This window comes from Haloferax sp. s1 (genome assembly GCF_058382125.1).
Window position 1 is genome coordinate 1 of sequence record NZ_JBZRPK010000453.1, and the last position, 4,865, is coordinate 4,865.

At 60.6% G+C, this 4,865-nt stretch carries 5 protein-coding genes; all 5 read left to right on the forward strand.

Annotated features, from left to right (window positions below; all coding sequences use genetic code 11):
- Positions 1-28: 28 nt before the first annotated feature.
- Positions 29-733 carry a CPBP family intramembrane glutamic endopeptidase gene (locus QT222_RS06585; protein WP_491476698.1) on the forward strand — a complete coding sequence of 235 codons (705 nt, stop codon included), beginning with the start codon at positions 29-31 and terminating at the stop codon, positions 731-733.
- Positions 734-917: 184 nt separating this feature from the next.
- Positions 918-1,577, forward strand: coding sequence for a helix-turn-helix domain-containing protein (locus QT222_RS06590; protein WP_491476699.1), 660 nt, complete (start codon positions 918-920; stop codon positions 1,575-1,577).
- Positions 1,578-1,721: 144 nt separating this feature from the next.
- Positions 1,722-1,970, forward strand: coding sequence for a 4Fe-4S ferredoxin N-terminal domain-containing protein (locus QT222_RS06595; protein WP_491476700.1), 249 nt, complete (start codon positions 1,722-1,724; stop codon positions 1,968-1,970).
- Positions 1,957-4,449, forward strand: a complete 2,493-nt coding sequence (locus QT222_RS06600; RefSeq protein ID WP_491476701.1) for a molybdopterin-dependent oxidoreductase — start codon at positions 1,957-1,959, stop codon at positions 4,447-4,449. The genes QT222_RS06595 and QT222_RS06600 overlap by 14 nt, the downstream gene beginning before the upstream one ends.
- 2 nt (positions 4,450-4,451) lie before the next feature.
- Positions 4,452-4,865, forward strand: a 414-nt coding sequence (locus tag QT222_RS06605; protein WP_491476702.1) for a 4Fe-4S dicluster domain-containing protein, incomplete at its 3' end; no start/stop codon positions are given.

Consider the following 4,865-nt stretch of genomic DNA (forward strand, 5'->3'; position numbering starts at 1 on the left):
GGGTTAAGCTCTCGGTGCATTCCGCGCGGTGTGGGCGATTGTGGCCCTTTCTGTAGCGGGGTACGAACTCACCCCGGCGGCGCTCATCGTCAGCGGGTTGATTACGACACAGGGGGTCGGCTGCTTCGCGACGGCACTGACCTACGCCGGCGCTCGACACTACGTCGGCCAGTTCCTCGCAACAGTCGTCGGCGACCGGTCGTGGGTCCGGCAGTCGAAGTTCCGAATCCCCGCTCGCGTGCCCTCGACCCGCGAGGCGCTTGCCGTCGTTGTAACCTACGTTCTCACGTTCGTCGGAATCGGGATTGCTGGCTACACAATCTCACAACTCGGCCTCGAAGGCGCAGCAAACAGCGCCGCCACCACCGGGCTGGAACACCCACACATTCTGCTGTTGTTGGTTCCCGCCTCGATTCTGCTAATCGGCCCCGGTGAAGAACTCTTGTTCCGGGGTGTCGTTCAGGGCCGGCTCCGCGAGCGATTCGGGCCCGTACTCGCAATCGGGTTGACCAGTCTTCTGTTCGCCTCGATTCACTACGTCGCACTGACGGGCGCTGCCAGCGCCCGACTCGTGACAATCGGGCTGTTGCTCGTCCCGGCGCTCGCCTTCGGAACCGTGTACGAATACTCCGACAATATCGTCGTCCCCTCGCTGGTCCACGGCCTGTACAACGCGACGTTGTTCGGGGTTCTATACATTGGCCAAGTGTATGTCGGAGCACCCGGCGCCTGAGGACGCACGAAACGAAACCAATAGACGCACATATTGTTCACAATTGGATATTCATAATTTGTAAACTACAATGGTTATAGAGTAGACATTTATTCTGTTCCTAGCTCATATCGCACTCTATCATTACTGTATTTTTCAAATCAACACAATATATTTAATACCACACTGTCGACTTCTGGTTACGATGGGGGATTCTGAGACGGGGTCAACGCGTTCAAAGCCAGTACCTTCGCGGGAGCAATCGCTTCAAGTTCTGTTGGAGATTGAACTTGCAGAGGAGTGCGCTTGTCCGCTGTCGCACCCGGACTCGACCGTCGAGGACGTACACAATCAGATTACCCACGATACGTGCCACGCGGAAGTCACTATTCACGGTGAAGCCGGCGATTCTCACGTTGTCCATTCGACGACATCGGTCGACGAATCGTGTCTCTGCCTCGCGTTCAGTGAAGTCGGTTGTGTCCCTCGTATCCAGCGTGCCGATTCGTCCGGTATCATTATCGAGACGTTCCTGTCGGACCGGTCGGTTATCAACGACCTTATCGAACGGCTCGATGCAGTCGCCGAGCGCGTCTCACTCAGACGTCTGACGACCAAGCAGTCGACGGCGGCGACTGCGTCGCCGACGGCCACAATCGACCTCTCGCACCTCACGGAGAAACAACGAGAGGCCGCGATGATTGCTGTCAGCGAAGGCTATTACGAGACGCCACGGCGGACAGACCTCGAAACGCTTGCGGCGACCCTCGAAATCTCGAAGTCGGCGCTCTCACAGCGACTGAACGCCGTCGAATCGAAGCTTACGAGGGCCGTCTTCGATTCTGCCGACTCGTCTCAGACCTAGTTGCATTGCACGACGATTCGAGTGTCAGTACCTGCGTCTCAATCGTTCTGTGCTATGGCTTCTCGCCGCATAGCGTGGTTATAAACTACTTCATTATGCAGCGACTTCCCTACTGGACCGGAATACCTCATCTCGACTGTACCTATGACGGACCCCCAACAGCCGAGACTGACGCCACTCCCGGAATGGGAGGACGAGGCCAAGCAGATTCTGGACGGCGTCGACTACGACGCCGACCTTGGATTACGAATGGCCCGTGACGCGATTCGCGTCTCAAACGGCGAGTTAACCGACGAAGCGTTCCACGAGAAATATCACGAGGAGGTCCTCGACGAGTTCGGCGAGGACAGCCGCCCGACGCGTCCAGAGGGATTCGATGATGGCGGACGGTGATGGTGTCTACCGCCGCGACGTCCTGAAGGCGAGTAGCGCCGCCGCCGTCGCACTCGGCCTCGGCGGGGGCGGATACATTTCGTCGCTGGCCCAGACGGGCGACGAACCGTTCTCGCAGCAAAACCCCGGCATCGACAGTTTCGTCGGGCAGGACGAGGTCATCAAGACCGCGTGCGCCCCTAACTGCCGTGGCAAGTGCCCGTTAGAGGCGCACGTCCGCGACGGACGCGTCCGAAAGATCGAACCGCAGGTTCCCGAAGACGAGCGGTACAAGCGCGCCTGTACGCTCGGCCTGTCTCACACACAGCGCGTCTACAACTCCACGCGCTTGAAATACCCGATGCGTCGTGTCGGTTGGTCGCCGGACGACCCGAACCCGGAGGGCCGCGGTGACGACGCCGAATTCGAGCGCATCACGTGGGACGAAGCCCTCGACCACATCGCGTCGGAGATGGAAGACGCGCGCGAACAGTACGGTCCCGAGAGCGTCTACTTCGAAACCGGCTCCGGTGACAACGGTATCAGCGCGACGATACAGAGCCGTCTCTCGTCCCTCTTCGGTGGGACGCAGATGACGTGGTCTATCGACATCAACGTCGGTCTCGGATTCCGTCGCCTCTCCGGCGGCGGTTTCTTCAACGTCCCGACGAACGAGGTCGCCGACTGGAAAAACGCGAACACGGTCATCGTCTGGGGGTCGGACATCTTCGCCAGCCAACTGCAGCAAGATGCGTCGAAGCTCCTCGATGCCGTCGAAAACGGGGCGAAACTCGTCTGCGTCGACCCGGTGTTCACCAACACCGCGGCCAAAGCGGACCTGTGGTTGCCGGTCAAACCCGGCAAAGACACGCCGCTGACGCTGGCGATGATCAAGACTGTTCTCGACGAAGAGACCTACGACACCGAGTTCCTCCGCGAGCGGTCGCTCGCTCCGGCGCTTGTCCGCTCGGACAACGGCAAACTGCTCGACGCGAGCGAGGTCGTCGAGGGCGTCACCGAGGACCGCCCGGTCGCCATCGACGAAACGACGGGCGAACCGGTCGCACTCGAACCCGAGACGTACGGCGAGTACGCGCTCTTCGGGGAGTACACCGTTGGCGGGGTCACCTGCCAGACGGCCATGACGATGCTCGAATCGTTCGTCGCCGACTACGACCCGGACGAAATCGCCAGCGAGGTCGGCATCCAAGCCCAGAACATCCGGACGGCCGCACGGTGGCTTGCGACCCGCGGCCCCGGCGGAATCGCGTCTGGGTACGGTATCGACCGGTACAAGTACGGTCACATCTTTGGGCAGGCGTACGCCATCCTACTGGCGCTCACCGGCGACTACGGTCGCCACGGGAGCCTTCAGGGAAGCCACCCCGCAGGCGGTTCCTACAACGACGGTGGCTACGGCTCGGTGGAAGACGGTGCCGGCACGACCGTCCTCCCACAGACAAAAATTCTCACAGCCATGGAGTCGGGCGACCCGCACCAACTGAAGGTGATGTACGCCCAGGAATCGAACTTCATCGCCAACCAGCTCCCCGACCGACAACGCTGGCTGGAGGCGGCGAAGAACCTCGACCTCATCGCCGTGGCGGACATGCACCACACGCCGACCGTCCAGCACGCGGATATCATCCTGCCCGCGTCGCACTGGTTCGAGCGTGAGGACGTCGTCACGACGTGGGGTGGCCACCCGCACATCATGTATCGCCAGCCGGCACACGACCCGCTGTGGGAGGCGAAATCCGACCACTGGATGCTCGTCCGCCTCGCCGAACGGCTCGGGTACGGCGACTACTTCATCCGCGACAAGTCGGAGACGCTGAAGACGATGTTGAAACACGACGACGTCGTCGACTACGAGACGCTCAAGAGACAAGGTACGGTCAAGGTCAACACCCCGACGGTCAAGTTCAAAGGCGAGTTCAACACGCCGTCGGGTCGGCTGGAGATATACGACGAAGACGCGCCGACGGAAAACGGGGTCTCCCTCGAATTCCCGAAACCGATGGAGAGTCGGACCGCCGACGACTGGGAGACTGCGGACGACTACCCACTGACGTTCATCCAGAAGCACTCGAAGTGGCGCATCCACTCGCAGTACGAGTACCAAAACTGGCTTCGTGAGATCAACCCTGAGCCGCAGCTCGACATCAACCCCAAAGATGCGAAGGCACGCGGTATCGAGGACGGCGACTACGTCCGCGTCCACAACGACCGCGGCGAGATGGTCGTCAAAGCGAAGCTGAACGAAGCTATCCAACCCGGCTTAGTCAACACCGATCAGGGTTGGTGGGGTAGCGACTACGTTCGCGGCCACCACAACGACCTGACGCACACCGATGTCTGCGAAGTGACCGGCAACTTCGCGTTCTACGACGTGCGCGTCGAGGTCGAACCGGCCCCGGACGATATCGACACGAGCAAATACGCGGATAACCAGCCGACCGGGGTCAACAAACCCGTCGCTGGGGCAGGAGGTGACTAATCATGACGAAATACGGACTCGTAATCGACCAAGAGCGATGTATCGGCTGTCACGCGTGTGCAGTCACGTGTAAACAGGAGAACAACGTCCCGATGGGACAGTATTGGAACCGCGTCCTCACGGAAGGCGGCGACAAAATCGACACCCCGGCCGGGACGTACCCGGAACACGGCGAAGACGGCACGCTCGACATGGGCTACCAGCCGACGGCGTGCCAACACTGTGAGAACGCACCCTGTGTCAAAGTGTGTCCGGTCAACGCGACCTACACCCGCGACGACGGAATCGTCGAAATCGACTACGACAAGTGTATCGGGTGCCGGTACTGCATGGCCGCCTGTCCGTACAACGCACGGGTGTTCAACTGGGAAGAATCCAAGACGATTCCCGAGGAAGGGACCGGTGACGTTCCGGCC